Source organism: Rudanella paleaurantiibacter (assembly GCF_009184635.1).
In the GTDB taxonomy this organism is placed as follows: Bacteria; Bacteroidota; Bacteroidia; order Cytophagales; family Spirosomataceae; genus Rudanella; species Rudanella paleaurantiibacter.
In genome coordinates, this window is the sequence record NZ_WELI01000005.1 from 366,800 (window position 1) to 383,802 (window position 17,003).

Here is a 17,003-nt window from a genome sequence, read left to right on the forward strand (position 1 = left end):
AAAATAGAATCAGAACGAAACCCGACCATCCGCCAATTCACGCATCGGCTCCTTCGCTAAATGCAAATGTAGTACAAGCCTGTCAACTTTTATGAGCGGTTTTTTGTTGACAACTCACAGACCTACAAGATCATCCGTTAACTTTGCGGTTCATTTGAAGCCGCGACTGATAACCTATCATGCTTACTATTAGCGATTTACAGGCCAACATTGGCGAAAAGCAGATTTTAAAAGGCATTAACCTCACCGTCAACGCCGGGGAAGTACACGCCATTATGGGCCCCAACGGCTCGGGCAAAAGTACGCTGGCGTCTGTTTTGGCAGGGCGGGAAGACTATGATATCACAGGCGGTAGTGTAGATTTTGAAGGAAAAGATTTGCTCGACATGGCGCCCGAAGAGCGGGCAGCCGAGGGCATTTTTCTGGCATTTCAATACCCTGTGGAGATTCCGGGCGTAAGCACGACTAACTTCCTCAAAACAGCCATGAACGAGATCCGCAAGTATCGCGGACAAGACCCACTGGACGCCGTTCAGTTTCTGAAGCTGATGAAGGAGAAAATGAAGCTCGTCAACATCGATCAGTCACTCCTGAGCCGCGCCCTCAACGAAGGGTTCTCGGGTGGAGAGAAAAAACGGAATGAAGTGTTCCAGATGGCCATGCTCGAACCGAAACTGGCGATTTTGGACGAAACCGATTCAGGTCTCGACATCGATGCCCTGCGTATTGTAGCCGAGGGTGTCAACAAACTGCGCTCACCGGAGCGGGCTACCATTGTGGTGACGCACTACCAGCGTTTGCTCGACTACATCGTCCCTGATTTTGTACACGTGCTTTACAAAGGCCGGATCGTGAAATCGGGCCCGAAAGAACTGGCTCTGGAGCTGGAAGAAAAAGGATACGATTGGATCAAAGCAGAAGTGGAAGCCGGCGTATAAGATCATGAGCAAGACCAATCAACCTGACAATACCCCTGTTCCGACGTTCCGCGATCAGCTACTGGCTGGTTTTCGGGCTTCGGAAGAGCGGATGAACGGCGAGAGCAAATCGGCCCTGCATCAGGTACGCCGGGCGGCTCTGCAAACATTTGAAACCCTCGGTTTTCCGACCATCAAGCACGAAGAGTGGAAATACTCGAACGTAGCTGGCCTGATTAACAAGGCCTATGAGCTGGAGCAACCGTCGGCGCTAACGGCCGAAGAGCTCGACGTTTTGCAAATTCCGAACCTCTCCGGCAACATCCTGTACTTCGTAAACGGGCAGTACCGCGCCGACCTATCGCGCATTGTGAGCCCGGCTTCGGAGGTGCAGATTCTGTCGTTCCGGGAAGCCATGAGCGAGCAGTCGGAAGCTGTGGGCGCGTACTTTTCGCGTCTGGCCGACTTCCAGGACAATGCCTTCACGGCGCTCAACACCGCTTTTGCGTTTGATGGCGTGTTCATCCGGGTACCCGACAACAAAACCGTTGCCGAGCCGATTGTGATGCGGTTTATCAACGACGCCCGCGAGGCCAACGTAGCCGCTCAACCCCGTAACCTGATCATTGCCGGACGCAATGCCGAGGTGAAAGTGATTGAGTCGTACCGGACGCTGGGCGAGCAGTCGAGCTTTACCAACACCGTGACCGAGGTATCGGTGGCCCGCGACGCCCGCGTGGAGTACTACAAAGTACAAAACGACACGGAGCAGGCGTACCACATTGGCACGACGCAGGTTCGGCAGGCCGACAGTAGCCTGTTTTACTCGGCTACCGTGACGCTCAATGGTGGGTTTGTGCGCAACAACCTCAATATTGTGCTCGACGGTGAGCATTGCGAGGCTCACATGTACGGCCTGTACATTCCGAACGGACGGCAGCATATCGACAACCACACCCTGGTTGACCACGCTAAGCCAAACTCGTACAGCAACGAATTGTACAAAGGGATTCTGGAGGAGCGTTCGACGGGGGTTTTCAACGGGAAAATCTTTGTTCGGCCCGACGCCCAGAAAACCAACGCGTACCAATCATGCAAAAACGTGGTGCTCTCGCCCGATGCAACCATGAACACCAAGCCTCAGCTGGAAATTTACGCCGACGATGTGAAGTGTTCGCATGGAACCACCACGGGTAAACTGAATGAGGAAGCGTTGTTCTACATGCAGTCGCGGGGGATTCCCAAGCAGCAGGCCCAAACCCTGCTCATGTACGCCTTTGCGGAGGATGTGCTGAACAAGATCAAAATTGACCCCATCCGGGAATATCTGGAGAAAGTTGTAGCCCAGAAATTGGCTATATAACTTTCCTAATGAATAGTGTATAACGAAGAATGGATAATGCTGCTTCCGGGCGGTTCGTTATCCATTTTTCATTATACACTATTCATACTTCATCCTTCATTATCCATTTTCCCCACTTAACTCGCCCCAGGCAGTAAGAACGAGTGTACGGCTACCACCCCGGTCCCGGTGCTCGCCCAGATAAATGCCCTGCCAGATACCAAGATTCAGCTGCCCGTTAGTGATTGGGATAAGAACCGAATGCCCTAGCAAAGCCGCTTTGAGGTGGGCGGGCATATCATCGTCGCCCTCATAATTATGCTTGTAATAGGGCGCTCGCTCAGGCACCATCTTGTTAAAGTGTGTTTCAAAATCCTGCCGCACCGTTGGGTCGGCATTCTCATTAATGGTAAGGCTGGCCGATGTATGCTGAATAAATACCTGAAGCATGCCAACGCGGAGCTGTTGCAACTCCAAAAACTCCCGCTCCACGGTTCGGGTGATGAGGTGGAAGCCGCGTGGATACGGCTGCAATCGAATCGTTTTTTGAAAGAAAGGCATACGGGCAAATCCTAAATTTTAGTGGCTCAACCGGGCACAGGTACTAACTTGCAGTGTCTTTTCTGTAACGCCTATTCGGCCCGTTGAGTTTTAGCGTTCAAGGGTCGGTGAGCGTCACGAACACCCCACGAACCAACATGGCTATGCGCCCTTACATCTTAGCTGAAACCAACTACCGCGCCATTCAGGAGAAGCCCATCGAATTGGCTATTCTGCCCTGGGGGGCTACCGAAGCGCACAATTATCACCTGCCCTATGGCACCGATGTGTACGAAGCCGACCACATTATGGCCGAGGCCGCCCGACTCGCCTGGGAACAGGGCGCCAATGTGATGGTACTACCCACGGTGCCGTTTGGGGTGAATACAGGTCAGTCAGATATTTTGCTCGACCTGAATATCTACCCAAGCACCCAACTCCTTATTCTGAACGATCTGGTGGAGGTGCTACACCGACAGGGCATTCGGAAACTGCTCATTTTCAACAGCCACGGCGGCAACGATTTCAAGCCGCTGATTCGGGAAATTGGCCGTCGATACCCCGACATGTTTATCAGCCTTTGTTTCTGGTTTACGGTGCTCAACCGGTCGGCGTATTTTGAGGAAAAAGGGGACCATGCCGACGAACTCGAAACAAGCGTGATGCAGTACCTCCGCCCCGATCTGGTACAGCCCCTGTCGGAAGCGGGCGACGGAGCCGCCAAACGGTGGAAAATCAAAGGTATGGACGAGGGCTGGGCCTGGGCCGAACGCCAATGGTCGAAGGTGACGGCTGATACGGGCATCGGCAACCCGTACAGTGCTACCCCCGAAAAAGGCGAACGGTTTTTTAAAGACCTGACCCAAAAAGTAAGTACGCTGCTGGTAGATCTGGCCAAAGCCGACACAGACGACCTGTACGAGTAAGCAACCCTTCGCAGCCTGCTTTTACCGGTAACAATTCATCCTCAACCGGTTCGGCTCCATGCGTCTGCTTCTTTGTTTACTCCCCGTTTCGGTGTTGGCTCAGTCGGGTTCAAACACGTCTACGAAAACCCCTTCCGATCCGAAGTTTCGGATTGAGGTTGTTGATAATCAAATCAGTATTGGATACGGGTTGGCGATTGGCGATGTCGACGGCGACCGCCAACCCGATATTCTGATGGCCGATCAGAAAGAGTTTGTCTGGTACAAAAACCCCGGCAAGCAGTCGCCCGGCCAGGCGAACGGGGCAAAACCCGCACCCGACGCACCGAGCCGATGGACCCGGCACGTACTGGCCCGTAACCTGACCCCACAAGACAATGTGTGTATTGCGGCCCGTGACCTCGACGGCGACGGCCGGGTTGAAATTGCGGTGGGGGCCGGCTGGAACCCCGCCGAAACGGCCGACAGCACCAAATCGGGCGCGGTATTTTACCTCGTTCGCCCGCAAGACCCTACGCAACTCTGGGAGGCCGTTCGGTTGCCGCACGAGGTAACCACTCACCGGATGCGCTGGGCCCGCACCGGCCGTAATAACTACCAGCTGATTGTGGTGCCGCTGCACGGCCTGGGCAACAAAAATGGCGAAGGCCGGGGTGTGCGCATTTGGGGCTACGAGTTCCCGAAAAACCCACGCGGTCGCTGGAAACAGCATCTGGTCGACTCGACCATGCACCTGACGCATAATTTCGAAATCTGGGAAGATGGCAACACCACCAGCCTGATGATTGGCGGCAAGGAAGGAGGCAAACGGGTAGCCTGGCAGAACGGAGCCTGGCAAAGTATGCCCGGTACCAGTACCAGCAACCTACCACAAGCAGGAAGTACGACTGGCCCCATGGCGGCCGGTATCGGCGAAATCAGGCGGCTCGATGGCGGTAAGGCCATTGCCACCATTCAGCCGATGCACGGTCATCAGTTGGTGATTGAGACAGGAACTTTTACGGCTGCCCAATCCCGACCCAACGCACCGGTACAGACTCCAAACGCCCTGAGTCGTGAACTGAGCCAGGGCCACGCGTTGGTCTGCGCCGACTGGCTGGGGCTGGGTCGCGATCAGATAGCCGTGGGCTGGCGTAACCCCAATGCGGAGGGCAAAGTGGGCGTCCGACTGTTTCGACCTGAAGCCGACGGTAACTGGACTCCCCTACCCCTCGATGATAGCGTCCGTATGGCCTGTGAAGACCTGTTTACTGCCGACCTCGATAACGACGGCGACCTCGACCTGATTGCGTCGGGCCGGGCCACGCTCAACCTGCTGATCTATTGGAACGAGCGGATTCCCTAACCGCCTTCTCGTCGTCTATGACTCAACCACTCATACAGTAATTTGACCGCTCGTCAGGCTTGAGGGCTTCAGCAGAATAGTTAGTCAAAAAAGTTGACCAAACGGGCGTTTGGTCAATCATTTAGTCTTAATTTCGTTGTTTCACCGATACATTCTACTGAATGAAACTCACTTCTTTACTCCAGTTTGCCATTGTCGGGCTGGTGTCGGTCGGAACCGCCTATTCGCAGGCGAAACTGGTCGAAAAAGTAACCCGCAAGGGCAACGAACTAGTGATTCCGTACGAAAAGTACGTACTCCCCAACGGCCTGACGGTGGTGGTGCACGAAGACCACTCCGACCCGATTGTCCACGTCGATGTGACGTACCACGTGGGCTCGGCCCGCGAAGAAATTGGTAAGTCGGGCTTTGCGCACTTCTTTGAGCACATGATGTTTCAAGGCTCCGACCACGTGGCCGACGATGAGCATTTCAAAATCGTAACAGCTTCCGGGGGTACCCTCAACGGTTCAACCAACCGCGACCGGACCAACTATTACGAAACGCTGCCGAGCAATCAGCTGGAGCGGGCCCTTTGGCTCGAAGCCGACCGGATGGGCTTCCTGCTCGACGCCGTGACCCAGAAGAAGTTCGAGATTCAGCGGGCCACCGTGAAAAACGAACGGGGTCAGAACTACGATAACCGCCCTTATGGTCTGGCGGGCGAGTACATTGCCAAGAACCTCTACCCCTACGGACACCCCTACTCGTGGCTGACCATCGGCTACGTGGAAGACCTGAACCGGGTGGATGTAAATGACCTGAAAAACTTCTTCCTGCGCTGGTACGGTCCTAACAACGCCGTGCTGACCGTAGGCGGTGACGTGACACCCCAACAGGTGCTGGCACTTGCCAATAAGTATTTTGGCACCATTCCGCGCGGCCCCGAGGTAACCAAGACAATTGTACCGGCGGTGGTACTCGAAAAAGACCGCTACGTGTCGTACGAAGACAATGTCCGGTTCCCAATGTTGCAGATTGCCTACCCAACCGTACCCAACTACCATCCCGACGAGCCCGCCCTCGATGCCCTCGCCGAGATTCTGGGGGGAGGTCGCACCTCGCTGTTCTACAAAAACCTGGTGAAAACGCAGTTTGCCGTACAGGCCAACGCCGGTCACCCTACCACCGAACTCGCCGGTCAGTTTGCCTTGTCGGTGCTGCCGTTCCCCGGCAAACGCATCGATAGCACGCAGGCGCTTATTCGCCGGACAATGGCCGAGTTTGAAAAGCGGGGCGTTACCGACGACGATATGGCGCAGTTCCGCGCGACCCGCGAAACCCAGCTGATTCAGGGCCTGTCGAGCGTATCGGGTAAGGTATCGCAGTTGGCCGCGTACCAGACATTCCTGGGCAACCCTAACTACCTGCCGCAGGAGTTGAAGCGTCTGCAGAGCGTAACGAAAGAAGACGTAATGCGGGTGTACAACCAATACATCAAAGGCAAGAACGCGGTGATTCTGACGGTGTACCCCAAAGGCAAGCCCGAAACCGTAACCACGCCCGACAACTACACGATCTCGACAGCGGGCTACAAGGCCCCCGATTACGGCTACGCCGGCCTGAAATACAATAAACCGAAGGATTCGTTTGACCGCAGCGTGAAGCCTGGCCCCGGCCCCAACCCGGCCCTGAAAGTACCGCCTTTCTGGAACGACAAACTGGCTAACGGCATCAAGGTTATTGGTACCCGCAACGACGAAGTGCCGACCGTAACCATGCTGTTTACGATCAAGGGCGGGCATTTGCACTCGGCCAACGACCCAGGCAAGGCGGGCATTGCCCAACTGACGGCGTCGATGATGAACGAGGCCACCCAGAACTTTACAAGCGAGCAACTGAGCCAGAAACTCGACAAACTGGGCAGCGACATCAGCATCCGGGCAAGCACCGAAGAGATCAACATCTCGGTTGAATCGCTGGTGAAAAACCTCGACTCGACGCTGGCCCTGCTCGAAGAAAAGCTTCTGCGCCCCCGGTTCTCAGCCGAAGATTTCGACCGGTTGAAGAAGCAGCAAATTGAACTGGTAGCTAACCAGAGCACGCAGCCCGTTGTGATTGCCAACAAAGCGTACAACAAGCTGCTGTATGGCGCAGGCAACATCCGGGCGGTACCCGTGAGCGGCACCACCCGCACCGTAGAAAGCATCACGCTCGACGACGTGAAAGCATTTTACCAGAAATACCTGTCGCCGACGGTGACGAATCTGGTGATTGTAGGCGATGTGGAGCAGAAAGCCGTTATGTCAAAGCTGGCTTTCCTGAACAAGTGGGCGGCTAAACCCGTAACGGTGCCCACGGCCGCCGTGACCCGCAAAGTCGACAAGACGCGGCTGTACCTGATCGACAAGGAGCAGGCGGCTCAGTCGGAAATTCGGATTGGTTACCTCACCGACCTGCCCTACGATGCCACAGGCGACTACTACCGGGCTTCGTTGGCCAACTACATGCTGGGTGGTGCGTTTAACAGCCGGATCAACATGAACCTGCGCGAAGACAAAGGCTTTACGTACGGTGCCCGCTCAGGCTTTGCGAGCACGCACACACCGGGGCCCTTTACGGCGCAAGCTGGTGTGAAAGCAGCCGCTACGGATAGCTCGGTGGTTGAGTTTGTGAAAGAAATGACGCGGTACGCCAAGTCGGGCATCACACCCGAAGAGTTGGACTTTGTGAAAAGCTCACTCGGCCAAAGCGACGCCCTGCGCTACGAAACCTCGCTTCAGAAGGCGTTTTTCCTTAACCGGATTATCGACTACAACCTGCCCAAGAACTTTGTGGAGCAGCAAAGCGACATTCTGCGCAAGATCACGAAAGCCGAGATTGATGCCATTGCGAAGAAGCGTCTGCCGGTCAATAACATGATTATTACGGTGGTGGGCAACAAGCAGCGCATTAAGCCGAGCCTGGAGAAACTGGGCTACGAAATTGTGGAGCTGGACAAGGAAGGCGACCCGGTGGGTACGTCGGCCAACCAGAAAGGCAACGAAGCCCCCCCGGCCAAAATGTCGGGCGGCAAAGGGGAGTAATACCCTGACGCGTAACCTTTTCACCGGGGGCGGATTGGCAACAATTCGCCCCCGGTGTTTTTTTAGGCCACGCTTAATAGAAAGTAAGCCCGCTTCCGGGCATACCTATTGCAGGAGAAAGTTTACGTATGTATGATTGTGGGCGGGTTAAGCTACTTCTCGAACACTTAACTACTTTTTTTGAAAATCAACAAGTTATGATTAAGTGAGTTTGCGTACGATATGGTGTTGGGTGACCCGTTCATGTCAGTGGGCGTTTCACGTATCGTGCGACAGGATAACGAATTGATAGTGAGTGTTTTTTGCTGGCTTTTCGCGTTCCGGTCGACAGGTCAAAGCCCGTTCGACAGCACGTTTTTGTTGGCGTTTCGCACTACAAAGGAAGCATTGTAGTTGGTGGATTTCGTATTTATCAAGGTCCAGATTCTTGCCTACAGGCGGGCCATTTAAGTATAATTTTTTAGTCTAACGATTAAACATAACTCTAAGCTCTAAGTTAATGAACATCATTCAAGATTTAATTCAAAAACAGTTGTACACTACTGATTTCAAGTACGTTGTCGCTTTAGTTTTATCAGAGGATCAGAAAGAAAAGTATACGTATTCTGAGATTGTAGACCTTTTCAAATTAGCCGACTTGCCAAATATGGCGGTCGTCGAACAAGATAAAAAAACCTTCTACAATACAATCGGAAAGACTTTGTCATCGGTTGTATATGATGGTACAATTAATCAAACTTATCAAGAATTTCACCGCTACAATTTACTTGACCAATACTCGCAAGTAGTTATTGACATGATTAGCGAGATTAAAGCTTTTGATGAAAGTCAATTCCTTGGCTTATGGAAAGTAACCAAAAATACGTTAACAACTTCCGCAGTAAACGATTTTTTAGAAAGCTTAACAGGCTTCAGTGCCAGAGTTATTGAATTTCAGTTGATTCAAGTTGAAAAGGAAATCGGGGCTAAAAAAATGGGTGTTGTAATGGAGATGTTAAACAGCCCTAGCCCAAAGCAAAAATCTAGCAAAAGTGGCTGTTACATAGCAACTTTTGCATATGGCGATGTAAATGCTATTGAGGTTAACAAGTTCAGAGAGTTTAGAGATACAAAACTACTCAGAACTGATTTGGGTAGCTTGTTTGTCAATTTCTACTATAAATTCAGTCCACTATTTGTCAAAGTAATATCTAAAATTCCTCATAGTCAGAGGGTAAGTAGATACATATTGGATTCAATTTTGAGAAAACTTTGATTTTCTAATTGCAAGTTTACTGACACAATCAACTGCATACCATGCCTTTTATTACTCAATCTAACTTTAGTAGAATTGTAGGTGAAATGCCTACGAGTGAAGAAATTCAGGGAGAACTTTACAAAACTCCTATTTACTTTTTCAATAAAACGGAAAGGTATAGACTTTTAAGGATAAAACAATTTCTACAATTAGGTGAGGATAAATTAGTTAAGGTCTTCATTAAGGTCGAAAGAGAAGATACTCAAAGCTGGATTTTTGAAGGTGGCAAGCCAGCATATCACAAATCTACTGACTGCTCTACTCTTAATGGTGAATACGTCAACTTTCCAATACCAGAAGAAATTAAAGAGAAAAATCAAGTTAAAGAGTTTAGGGAATGGTTTAAAGAAAATAGCTATTTACTTGAAGACAGTTTAAAAAGGAATGAAGAAGCATTTGCTTTAAAAATAAAGAGCAGGTTCGGTGTAAATATAGAAGGGCGAATTACAAGGCCTAATTCTGGTAAAATGTTATTTATTGATCTGGACTTAGAGGAACTAGAAAAAGCAATAGATAACCTTCTTGAAAAATCAAGAAGGTTTTATGGTTCGTCCTCGCAGAGTCAGCAAGCAGCGATAAAGAAATACTCTCAAAGGGCGTTTCTTTATTTACGAAAATATGAAATTTCAGATAATGATACAGGTTTAAGCGAAGAGCAATTAAGGCAGTTTTTACAAGAGTACGATCAAAAATTTAAACAGCCTGTCAAAGATTTGCTTACAAAGTATTACATGGTAAAGTATAATCCAAAGCTTGAATTTAAAGGCAGTTTGTTAGAGCAACTTGGTTTCAAGGAGTGCCAGAAATGTTATGGCAATTGATTGGTTTTTTGCACTGTTGGTCAGCTCTGCATGGTCCACTTACCTCGGACAGGAAACATTCGGAGTAGGCCAGTGGGGCACCCAACACGAACAAGGGTGAAAAGGTCAAGGCAACGTATCTGACTATAGCCTTTCTTCCTTTTGTCATTATCTTTTCTAATAATTTGAAGAAGACAAAAGCCGAAATTCGTTCAAGGAACTGATGCGTGAAGGGCTCTGCGAAAGATGGACATAGTATCCGCTCAGCGCTGCTTGGTCCACTTACCTCGGACAGGAAAGTGCCCGGCTAGCCAAAGCGGCACCCAACGTGGCATTGGGTGAACACAACAGCATGTGGGTCCAAAGCGGGTTACCGGCGACAGGGCGCACTCCTCGCGGAAGCAGGTTTTGGGCTTCCATTTCGAAGTTTCGAGCGACAGAATAAACCTGTGAAATACAACGTTTTTTTATCTCGTATGCCGCGTCTCGTCTGACAATTCAAATCGTGTGTCAAGACTTTTTTTCGTTATGTACAACTTTGAGCAACATTTACATAATTATTCTGTCTGGACAGCCGCAAGAGCAGCCCAACGTGGTTATGCATCTACAGCAACAATCAAGGCAGCAATTGAAAATTCCGAGTTGAGACAATATGCTGAAAATGGTCTGTCTGATAGAGAATCATTTAATGCGTTTCACAGACGATGTGCAAATGATTTGATTCATCATTTAAGTAGAGAAGTAGGCAGGGAAGCTACCTATGGCCGAGCAGCTAAGATCATTTCAATTTACCTCAAAACATCAGTTATTTTAACAAACAAGGCTGGTTGTGAAAGGAGCAAGTTTATTCACCCACCAATTGATAGAATCTTGTTAAGGAGAATAGCCGAACATACAAAGATTCGAAAATATCAAAAAATGAACTGGACTCGGCTTGACGAGGTATCATACTGGAAATTAGTAGATGAATTATCGAATCTATTCGGCAAATTTGATTGGAGTCTTGAGGAGTTTTGGTCTCCTGAACGAGAGTAGATTAGTTTGTGCATTTGCGTGCGCTCCGCGTGGGGTGGCTGTCTGACGACAGGCCGCACTTTCCGTCGTTTCCAATACCTTTGCCTCATGGAGACAGGCGTTTATATACCCATTATTTCTGACTACGGTTTTAAAGCCACCTTCGGAAACGAAGCGGATAGTTTATTCCTTCGCACAGCGCTACAGGCACTGATCAAATCAGACACACCTATCCGCGAAGTTCATTTTGACAAAAATGCGTTTGAGGCTCTGACTATTGATAGCCGGAGCGGCATTTTTGATTTGGCCTGTACCGATGAAAACGGTAGTCAATTCATTGTCGAAATGCAGTTAGGTTTAGCTCCGCACTTTGTGCAACGCATGAAGTTTTACGCTCTCCATAAGTTCAATACGGTGGTCGAACGGGGCGAGTTTGATTATGCTAACCTGCCCAAAATCTATGCTATCGCCATTTTAGCCAAGAGCATTCTGTCGACGGCTCATTTTCATACGGTTGCCAATTTGAGAAGTGAAACAGGCGAAATTATTGACAGCCAGCTGACGTTTATTACGGTAGAATTGGCTAAGTTTAACAAACAAGTAGCTGAAATAGAGACCGATTTAGAAAAACTGGTTTATACTATGAAAACGCTTCATACAACCGAATCCACCCAGTATCCAGCTTTCTGGAATGAGGAGTGGCTTAAGCGGGCCATTGATGAGTTAGATACCCGGAAGATGACCCCGGAAGAGCGAGCGTATTTTGCTCGTGTGACAGCCGCCAATGCCGAAGCGGTCAAGGCTGAAAAGCTGAAGATTCAAGAAGCAGAGGAACGCAAAGAGATAGCAGTAAAAACCGAAACAGTAAAAAAAATGCTGACTGTCAGCCAACTGTCCGTAGAAGATATAGCCAATTTCAGTAATACCTCTATTGATTTTGTTCTGGCTATCAAGCAGAATCTACAAACCGGCAAATAGCTACTAATTTGCTCTGCCAAGTTCACGCTCCCGGCGACAGGATGCATGTCCCAAAGTCGGGCTTGACAGCCCAACCGGCCATGTGTGTAAAGGCTTCCTACGGTCGCTATCAACACCTGTGACCGTTGGGTGAACAGCCTAAAAAGTGCTCGTTTGCCGTCATTTCGGCGACAGGTCGCACGGCTCGCAAGGGCAGTTTCATTCTTTCATTTCTAGCGTCGGTCGACCCTCCGCACTTGGGGACAAGGCTAACTCTCAGGTACGTGGAGCGGCTCCGGGCGACAAGCCAACCACCTGTGTGGGCCAGTCTGATAAGCCGGGCAGGTCCCATCCGACAGGTATAGCATTTTGGGTGAACAACTTTTCTGAAAGAATGACATTACAGCAGTTTCAGCGTACTTACTTAATTACCCACTCTGAGTTGATGGCTGTGCAGATCGAGTACTACAATGGAGAGACTGTTTGGGCTGATACAGTTACTCTAAAGTTGAAAGGGCGTAGGCTATTATCGAGACAAAAATGGGAATTCGTACCCTTTGCTTTAGTTTTTGAGAAGACAATCAAGTTTGACTTTTTGGACACCTTTGACAATCGAATTGTCTCCCAACCAACTTTAGTCCGTACAGAATCAGGCTATTATCTGTTACTAGACCCTTTTGACGAGGGTCAACCCTCTGAGCGAGACAACATGGTCATTGCGTCAGAATTTCTTTATCTCCTTGATGAACAGGGAGAAAAGTATCAGTTGAATTAGTCCCTGCACTCCGTGCAGGGTAGCTTCTGGGCGACAGGACGCGGGCCGCAAAGCCGGGGCTGTCAGCCCAACAAAGAAAGGGTGTAAAGGCACGGAGTACGTTTGTTCAGGTGAGTAACTTGTGTGGCCATCAACACCTGTGGGTGTTAGGCAATACCGAGCAAGAAACAGTTGCAAGGCTTTTTTCGCGTAAAATTTCACATGTCTCGAAGCCGTCCGGTAGTCCGTTAGGCCATCTATATTACATAACCAATGCTGGGATTCAGTGCTGGTGGATATACTTCCACGTCTCCAGTGACAATGGGGATCCCCCCAGATAAGCAGCGTTAGCTTTTATTCGACAGTGTAGACCTTTTCTATGACCACCAAACGTTTCATTCTGGTTCTTCTGGGTTTGGTTTTGTTGGACGCTTTTACCAGAGGCATGGGACCAGCCTTAACTATCTACCTCTCCTCTGGCAAGTGGGACCTACGCTTGGCTGGCGCTATTGCTACCATGTTTCTGCTCTATCGGAGTTGGCTCTACATTCTCGGTTCGGGTCTGTTTTTACTTCTGGTTGAGAGGTTGCCCTTACGCAAGCCGTGGTATGTGATGGTCGGTTTTCTATACGGTTTAGTAGGGTATTTGCTGTATTACTACTTTTGGTCATTTCCTGAATTTGAGCATCGCCATTTTCGTTTCGCAACTCGAATCATTCAGTATCCTTTATTTGGTATTTGGTGCGCTATTGGGCTACGTCTGCTATCAACTCAAACTAAAAACGTCAGATGATTTTGTCAGTGAATCGTAGTGGCCGGGCTTGTCGTACACTATAATGGCCGCAAAATGGGAATCACAAGACAGCAGGATTTTACCCCGAAACAGAAATAGACATCGGTTTTGGCTACCATCTCGTCGATGAAAACAGGCCAAGCTTTTGAGGCACACTAACCTTGAAAGGCAAATTAGGTTCGCTGTTGCACCTCACTATGCACTTGAATTCATAATGAAATACATGAAAGAAAGATTAAAGTTAGATGAGGCCCTTGCTCCGTTTAAGCCATTTGTAGAATATTGGTGACTTACTACAAATTGTTCATTTTCATGCAACACCAATCTAATACGCCAATCACCATCAAGAAACATTGGGTCAATTATATCCTGCCTGGATTTCTAGGTTTTCTTGGGTTACTCATTTTGTTACTCGATGGAGTATTCTTTAAAATCGTAGGCGGCCTTTGGACTCTTTACTGCATACTGCTAATTTTAACAATTGCCTCAGTAAAATGGACACTATCCGACAAACAACTAACTATATCTAAAGGGATTTTGCCTTGGAATAAAATCTTCTGGCAAATCCCCATTTTTGACATTTATGAAACTATTTACAATCATAATATTATAGGGTATTATTTAGGCTATGGGCAGATTATAATTAGAAGAACAGAGGGGGTAACCTCGTCAATAGAAGGTTTCCGTTTAGCTAATGCAAGTAGATTTGCGAATCTGACTAACCAACTTGTACAAGAGCAGAAAAGCCTCAAACATTCATTTGTTGCCTCTCCTTTCATTTCTGCACCCTCTAGCAAAAGCCTCATTGAAGAATTACAACATCTTGCAGATTTAAGAAAATCCGGAGATATTAACCAAGCGGAGTATGACCACATGAAAGCTATACTGATGGCTCGTAGCTGAAACGATATTTGTTCACATCTCAGCGTCCATTTCAGCAATGATTTAGCTGAACTCCATCGGAAGTAGTGCCGCCGGGTGTGGTGGCAAGCGACACTTCCGACATGATTCGGTGGGTTTCTCGGTACCGGAGCTTTAAGTCAAACGTAAGGTTAGCCTGAATAGAGACGTGCACAGCCTTTAGCTCAGGTTTTCCGCGCTTCAGTTTGTAGGGTGAGACGTCAACAGAAACTTCCGTAGGCATACAGGCGTTGGGCCGTATCTTTTTGCTACCGATAACCAACGATGTAGGCGCTCAAACCGGGAATCTTTTCCTATATTCGATGTTTTGCTGATAGACAATTCACGAACTCATGATTGAAAGACCCATTACGGATTGGTTGCCGCTGACCAAACAGGAGGTTGAGAAAAGAGGCTGGGACGAGGTCGATATCGTGCTGGTGTCGGGCGACGCCTATGTGGATCATCCGGCCTTCGGAACCGCTGTAATCGGCCGGATTATGGAAAGTGAGGGGTTTCGGGTGGCTATTATCGCCCAACCTAACTGGAAAGATGACCTGCGGGACTTCAAGAAATTTGGTCGCCCCAAATACTTCTTCGGCGTAACGGCCGGGTGTATGGACTCGATGGTCAACCACTACACGGCCAACAAGCGTCTGCGTTCCAACGACTCCTACACGCCCGGTGGCGAAGCGGGTTTCCGCCCCGATTATGCCACCATCGTGTACACCAAAATCCTGAAAGAGCTGTACCCCGACGTGCCCGTGCTACTGGGTGGTATTGAGGCTTCGCTGCGCCGGGTAACTCACTACGACTACTGGCAAGACCAGCTCATGCCGTCGATTCTGGTCGATTCGGGGGCCGACATGCTGGTGTACGGTATGGGTGAGCAACCCCTCCGCGAAGTGCTGAAACTGGTGCGCAAAAACGTACCTTTTTCGTCGATGCGCAACATCAATCAGGTGGCCTTTATGCACGATGCCCGCACCGAACTCCGCGATTACAACAACTGGAATACGGTGGAACTGGCAAGCCATGAGAAGTGCCTGGAAGATAAAATTGCGTATGCGGCCAACTTCAAAATTGTGGAGGTCGAATCGAATAAATGGCAGGCCAACCGCATTATACAAACCGTTGGTAATCAGATTTTGGTGATTAATCCGCCGTTTAAAACGATGGATGAAACCGAGATCGACAAGTCGTTCGATTTGCCGTACACGCGGCTGCCGCACCCCAAATACAAAAAGCGCGGGCCTATTCCGGCCTATGAGATGATCAAGTTCTCGGTCAATATGCACCGGGGCTGTTTTGGGGGATGTAGCTTCTGTACCATCTCGGCGCATCAGGGCAAGTTTATTGCGTCGCGCAGTGAGCAGTCGGTGATGCGGGAGGTGGAAGAAATCACGAAACACCCGGAGTTCAAAGGGTACCTTTCGGACTTGGGCGGGCCGTCGGCCAATATGTACAAGATGAAGGGCAAAGACGAGTCGATTTGTGCGCGTTGCCAGAGCCCAAGCTGTATTCACCCGGTGATCTGCTCCAACCTCGACACCTCGCACAAACCGCTTACGGAGCTGTACCGGAAGGTGGATGCCCACCCGAAGATCAAGAAGGCGTTTGTAGGGTCAGGGGTTCGGTACGACCTGCTCGTCGACGACTTTAACAAGAACAACGAAGACGGCAACCACGACGAATACATGGAGCAACTTGTTACGCGCCATGTGTCGGGCCGGTTAAAAGTTGCCCCTGAGCATACCGCCGACGATACGCTGCGGATCATGCGGAAGCCGTCGTTTAAATACTTCAAGCAGTTTAAGCGGAAATACGATCAGATTCAGGACAAGCACAACCTGAGTCAGCCGCTGATTCCGTACTTCATTTCGTCGCACCCCGGCTGCGAAGAGGCCGACATGGCTAACCTGGCAGCCGAGACCAAAGACATGGGTTTCCAGCTCGAACAGGTGCAGGACTTTACGCCCACACCTATGACGGTGGCCGAGGTGATCTACTACTCGGGTGTGCATCCGTACACGTTGAAGCCCGTAAAAACGGCCAAAACGCGGGAGGAAAAACAGGCGCAAAACCGCTACTTCTTCTGGTACAAACCCGAATACAAAGACTGGATTCGGAACCGGCTAACCCGGCTCCAACGCCCCGATTTGGCCGAAAAGCTGCTCGGTGGCCCCAAAAAGAAAGAAAACGCCCCCTCCGAGGGCAAGCGCAAATTCACCCGGAGTTTTTCTGGCAAGAAGAAGCGGTAAGAGTGAGGCCTGGAGATGACATCTCGTTTGGAGAGATGTCATCTCGTTTTTTAGAGTCAGACTTCCAGAAATGACATCTCGTTTTGTAGAAG

Annotated in this window: 15 protein-coding genes; 13 read left to right on the forward strand and 2 right to left on the reverse strand. The window is 49.7% G+C overall.

The annotated features are described in order from the left end of the window. Positions 1 to 179: 179 nt before the first annotated feature. Together sufC and sufD are read left to right on the forward strand one after the other, a co-directional pair. Complete coding sequence (sufC, locus tag F5984_RS13720) at positions 180 to 938, forward strand: Fe-S cluster assembly ATPase SufC (protein ID WP_019986364.1); 759 nt, start codon at positions 180 to 182, stop codon at positions 936 to 938. Positions 939 to 942: 4 nt separating this feature from the next. After that, on the forward strand, positions 943 to 2,280 hold the full coding sequence (gene sufD, locus F5984_RS13725; protein ID WP_152124825.1) for a Fe-S cluster assembly protein SufD: 1,338 nt from the start codon (positions 943 to 945) through the stop codon (positions 2,278 to 2,280). Between the two features lie 99 nt (positions 2,281 to 2,379). On the opposite strand, the gene F5984_RS13730 is transcribed toward sufD, so the two are convergent. Continuing rightward, entirely contained in the window at positions 2,380 to 2,820 is a 441-nt protein-coding gene (locus tag F5984_RS13730) for a secondary thiamine-phosphate synthase enzyme YjbQ (RefSeq protein ID WP_152124826.1), read from the reverse strand. Positions 2,821 to 2,963: 143 nt separating this feature from the next. On the opposite strand from F5984_RS13730, the gene F5984_RS13735 reads away from it, so the two are divergent. The 10 genes from F5984_RS13735 to F5984_RS13780 all read left to right on the forward strand — a co-directional run bounded on the left by F5984_RS13735 (position 2,964) and on the right by F5984_RS13780 (position 14,653). Then, positions 2,964 to 3,725 carry a creatininase family protein gene (locus F5984_RS13735; RefSeq protein ID WP_185155511.1) on the forward strand — a complete coding sequence of 254 codons (762 nt, stop codon included), beginning with the start codon at positions 2,964 to 2,966 and terminating at the stop codon, positions 3,723 to 3,725. A gap of 58 nt (positions 3,726 to 3,783) precedes the next feature. Beyond that, entirely contained in the window at positions 3,784 to 5,070 is a 1,287-nt protein-coding gene (locus tag F5984_RS13740) for an FG-GAP repeat domain-containing protein (RefSeq protein WP_152124827.1), read from the forward strand. Between the two features lie 161 nt (positions 5,071 to 5,231). After that, positions 5,232 to 8,135, forward strand: coding sequence for a M16 family metallopeptidase (locus F5984_RS13745; RefSeq protein WP_152124828.1), 2,904 nt, complete (start codon positions 5,232 to 5,234; stop codon positions 8,133 to 8,135). 499 nt (positions 8,136 to 8,634) lie between these two features. Further along, entirely contained in the window at positions 8,635 to 9,390 is a 756-nt protein-coding gene (locus tag F5984_RS13750) for a CFI-box-CTERM domain-containing protein (protein WP_152124829.1), read from the forward strand. Between the two features lie 41 nt (positions 9,391 to 9,431). Further along, a complete protein-coding gene (locus F5984_RS13755; RefSeq protein ID WP_152124830.1) occupies positions 9,432 to 10,253 on the forward strand; it encodes a hypothetical protein in 822 nt (273 codons plus the stop codon). A 507-nt stretch (positions 10,254 to 10,760) separates the two neighbouring features. Beyond that, positions 10,761 to 11,267, forward strand: a complete 507-nt coding sequence (locus F5984_RS13760) for a hypothetical protein (RefSeq protein ID WP_152124831.1) — start codon at positions 10,761 to 10,763, stop codon at positions 11,265 to 11,267. 87 nt (positions 11,268 to 11,354) lie between these two features. Further along, on the forward strand, positions 11,355 to 12,224 hold the full coding sequence (locus F5984_RS13765) for an Rpn family recombination-promoting nuclease/putative transposase (RefSeq protein ID WP_152124832.1): 870 nt from the start codon (positions 11,355 to 11,357) through the stop codon (positions 12,222 to 12,224). 298 nt (positions 12,225 to 12,522) lie between these two features. Then, positions 12,523 to 12,978: a hypothetical protein gene (locus tag F5984_RS13770; protein WP_152124833.1), complete on the forward strand. Its 456-nt coding sequence runs from the start codon at positions 12,523 to 12,525 to the stop codon at positions 12,976 to 12,978. Between the two features lie 358 nt (positions 12,979 to 13,336). Beyond that, positions 13,337 to 13,750 (forward strand): hypothetical protein, encoded by a 414-nt coding sequence (locus tag F5984_RS13775; RefSeq protein WP_152124834.1) that lies wholly within the window; start codon positions 13,337 to 13,339, stop codon positions 13,748 to 13,750. A gap of 312 nt (positions 13,751 to 14,062) precedes the next feature. After that, positions 14,063 to 14,653 carry an SHOCT domain-containing protein gene (locus F5984_RS13780; protein WP_152124835.1) on the forward strand — a complete coding sequence of 197 codons (591 nt, stop codon included), beginning with the start codon at positions 14,063 to 14,065 and terminating at the stop codon, positions 14,651 to 14,653. 31 nt (positions 14,654 to 14,684) lie between these two features. On the opposite strand, the gene F5984_RS13785 is transcribed toward F5984_RS13780, so the two are convergent. After that, on the reverse strand, positions 14,685 to 14,894 hold the full coding sequence (locus F5984_RS13785; protein WP_152124836.1) for a hypothetical protein: 210 nt from the start codon (positions 14,892 to 14,894) through the stop codon (positions 14,685 to 14,687). 109 nt (positions 14,895 to 15,003) lie between these two features. Between F5984_RS13785 and F5984_RS13790 the strand changes: the two genes are divergently transcribed. Next, positions 15,004 to 16,911, forward strand: coding sequence for a YgiQ family radical SAM protein (locus F5984_RS13790; RefSeq protein ID WP_152124837.1), 1,908 nt, complete (start codon positions 15,004 to 15,006; stop codon positions 16,909 to 16,911). The last annotated feature ends 92 nt before the right edge of the window (positions 16,912 to 17,003 follow it).

Bases quoted from the DNA above. Each gene is read 5' to 3' on its own strand.
- sufC (WP_019986364.1), top strand. From the start codon at position 180: ATGCTTACTATTAGCGATTTACAGGCCAACATTGGCGAAAAGCAGATT.
- sufD (WP_152124825.1), top strand. From the start codon at position 943: ATGAGCAAGACCAATCAACCTGACAATACCCCTGTTCCGACGTTCCGC.
- F5984_RS13730 (WP_152124826.1), bottom strand. From the start codon at position 2,820: ATGCCTTTCTTTCAAAAAACGATTCGATTGCAGCCGTATCCACGCGGC.
- F5984_RS13735 (WP_185155511.1), top strand. From the start codon at position 2,964: ATGCGCCCTTACATCTTAGCTGAAACCAACTACCGCGCCATTCAGGAG.
- F5984_RS13740 (WP_152124827.1), top strand. From the start codon at position 3,784: ATGCGTCTGCTTCTTTGTTTACTCCCCGTTTCGGTGTTGGCTCAGTCG.
- F5984_RS13745 (WP_152124828.1), top strand. From the start codon at position 5,232: ATGAAACTCACTTCTTTACTCCAGTTTGCCATTGTCGGGCTGGTGTCG.
- F5984_RS13750 (WP_152124829.1), top strand. From the start codon at position 8,635: ATGAACATCATTCAAGATTTAATTCAAAAACAGTTGTACACTACTGAT.
- F5984_RS13755 (WP_152124830.1), top strand. From the start codon at position 9,432: ATGCCTTTTATTACTCAATCTAACTTTAGTAGAATTGTAGGTGAAATG.
- F5984_RS13760 (WP_152124831.1), top strand. From the start codon at position 10,761: ATGTACAACTTTGAGCAACATTTACATAATTATTCTGTCTGGACAGCC.
- F5984_RS13765 (WP_152124832.1), top strand. From the start codon at position 11,355: ATGGAGACAGGCGTTTATATACCCATTATTTCTGACTACGGTTTTAAA.
- F5984_RS13775 (WP_152124834.1), top strand. From the start codon at position 13,337: ATGACCACCAAACGTTTCATTCTGGTTCTTCTGGGTTTGGTTTTGTTG.
- F5984_RS13780 (WP_152124835.1), top strand. From the start codon at position 14,063: ATGCAACACCAATCTAATACGCCAATCACCATCAAGAAACATTGGGTC.
- F5984_RS13785 (WP_152124836.1), bottom strand. From the start codon at position 14,894: ATGCCTACGGAAGTTTCTGTTGACGTCTCACCCTACAAACTGAAGCGC.
- F5984_RS13790 (WP_152124837.1), top strand. From the start codon at position 15,004: ATGATTGAAAGACCCATTACGGATTGGTTGCCGCTGACCAAACAGGAG.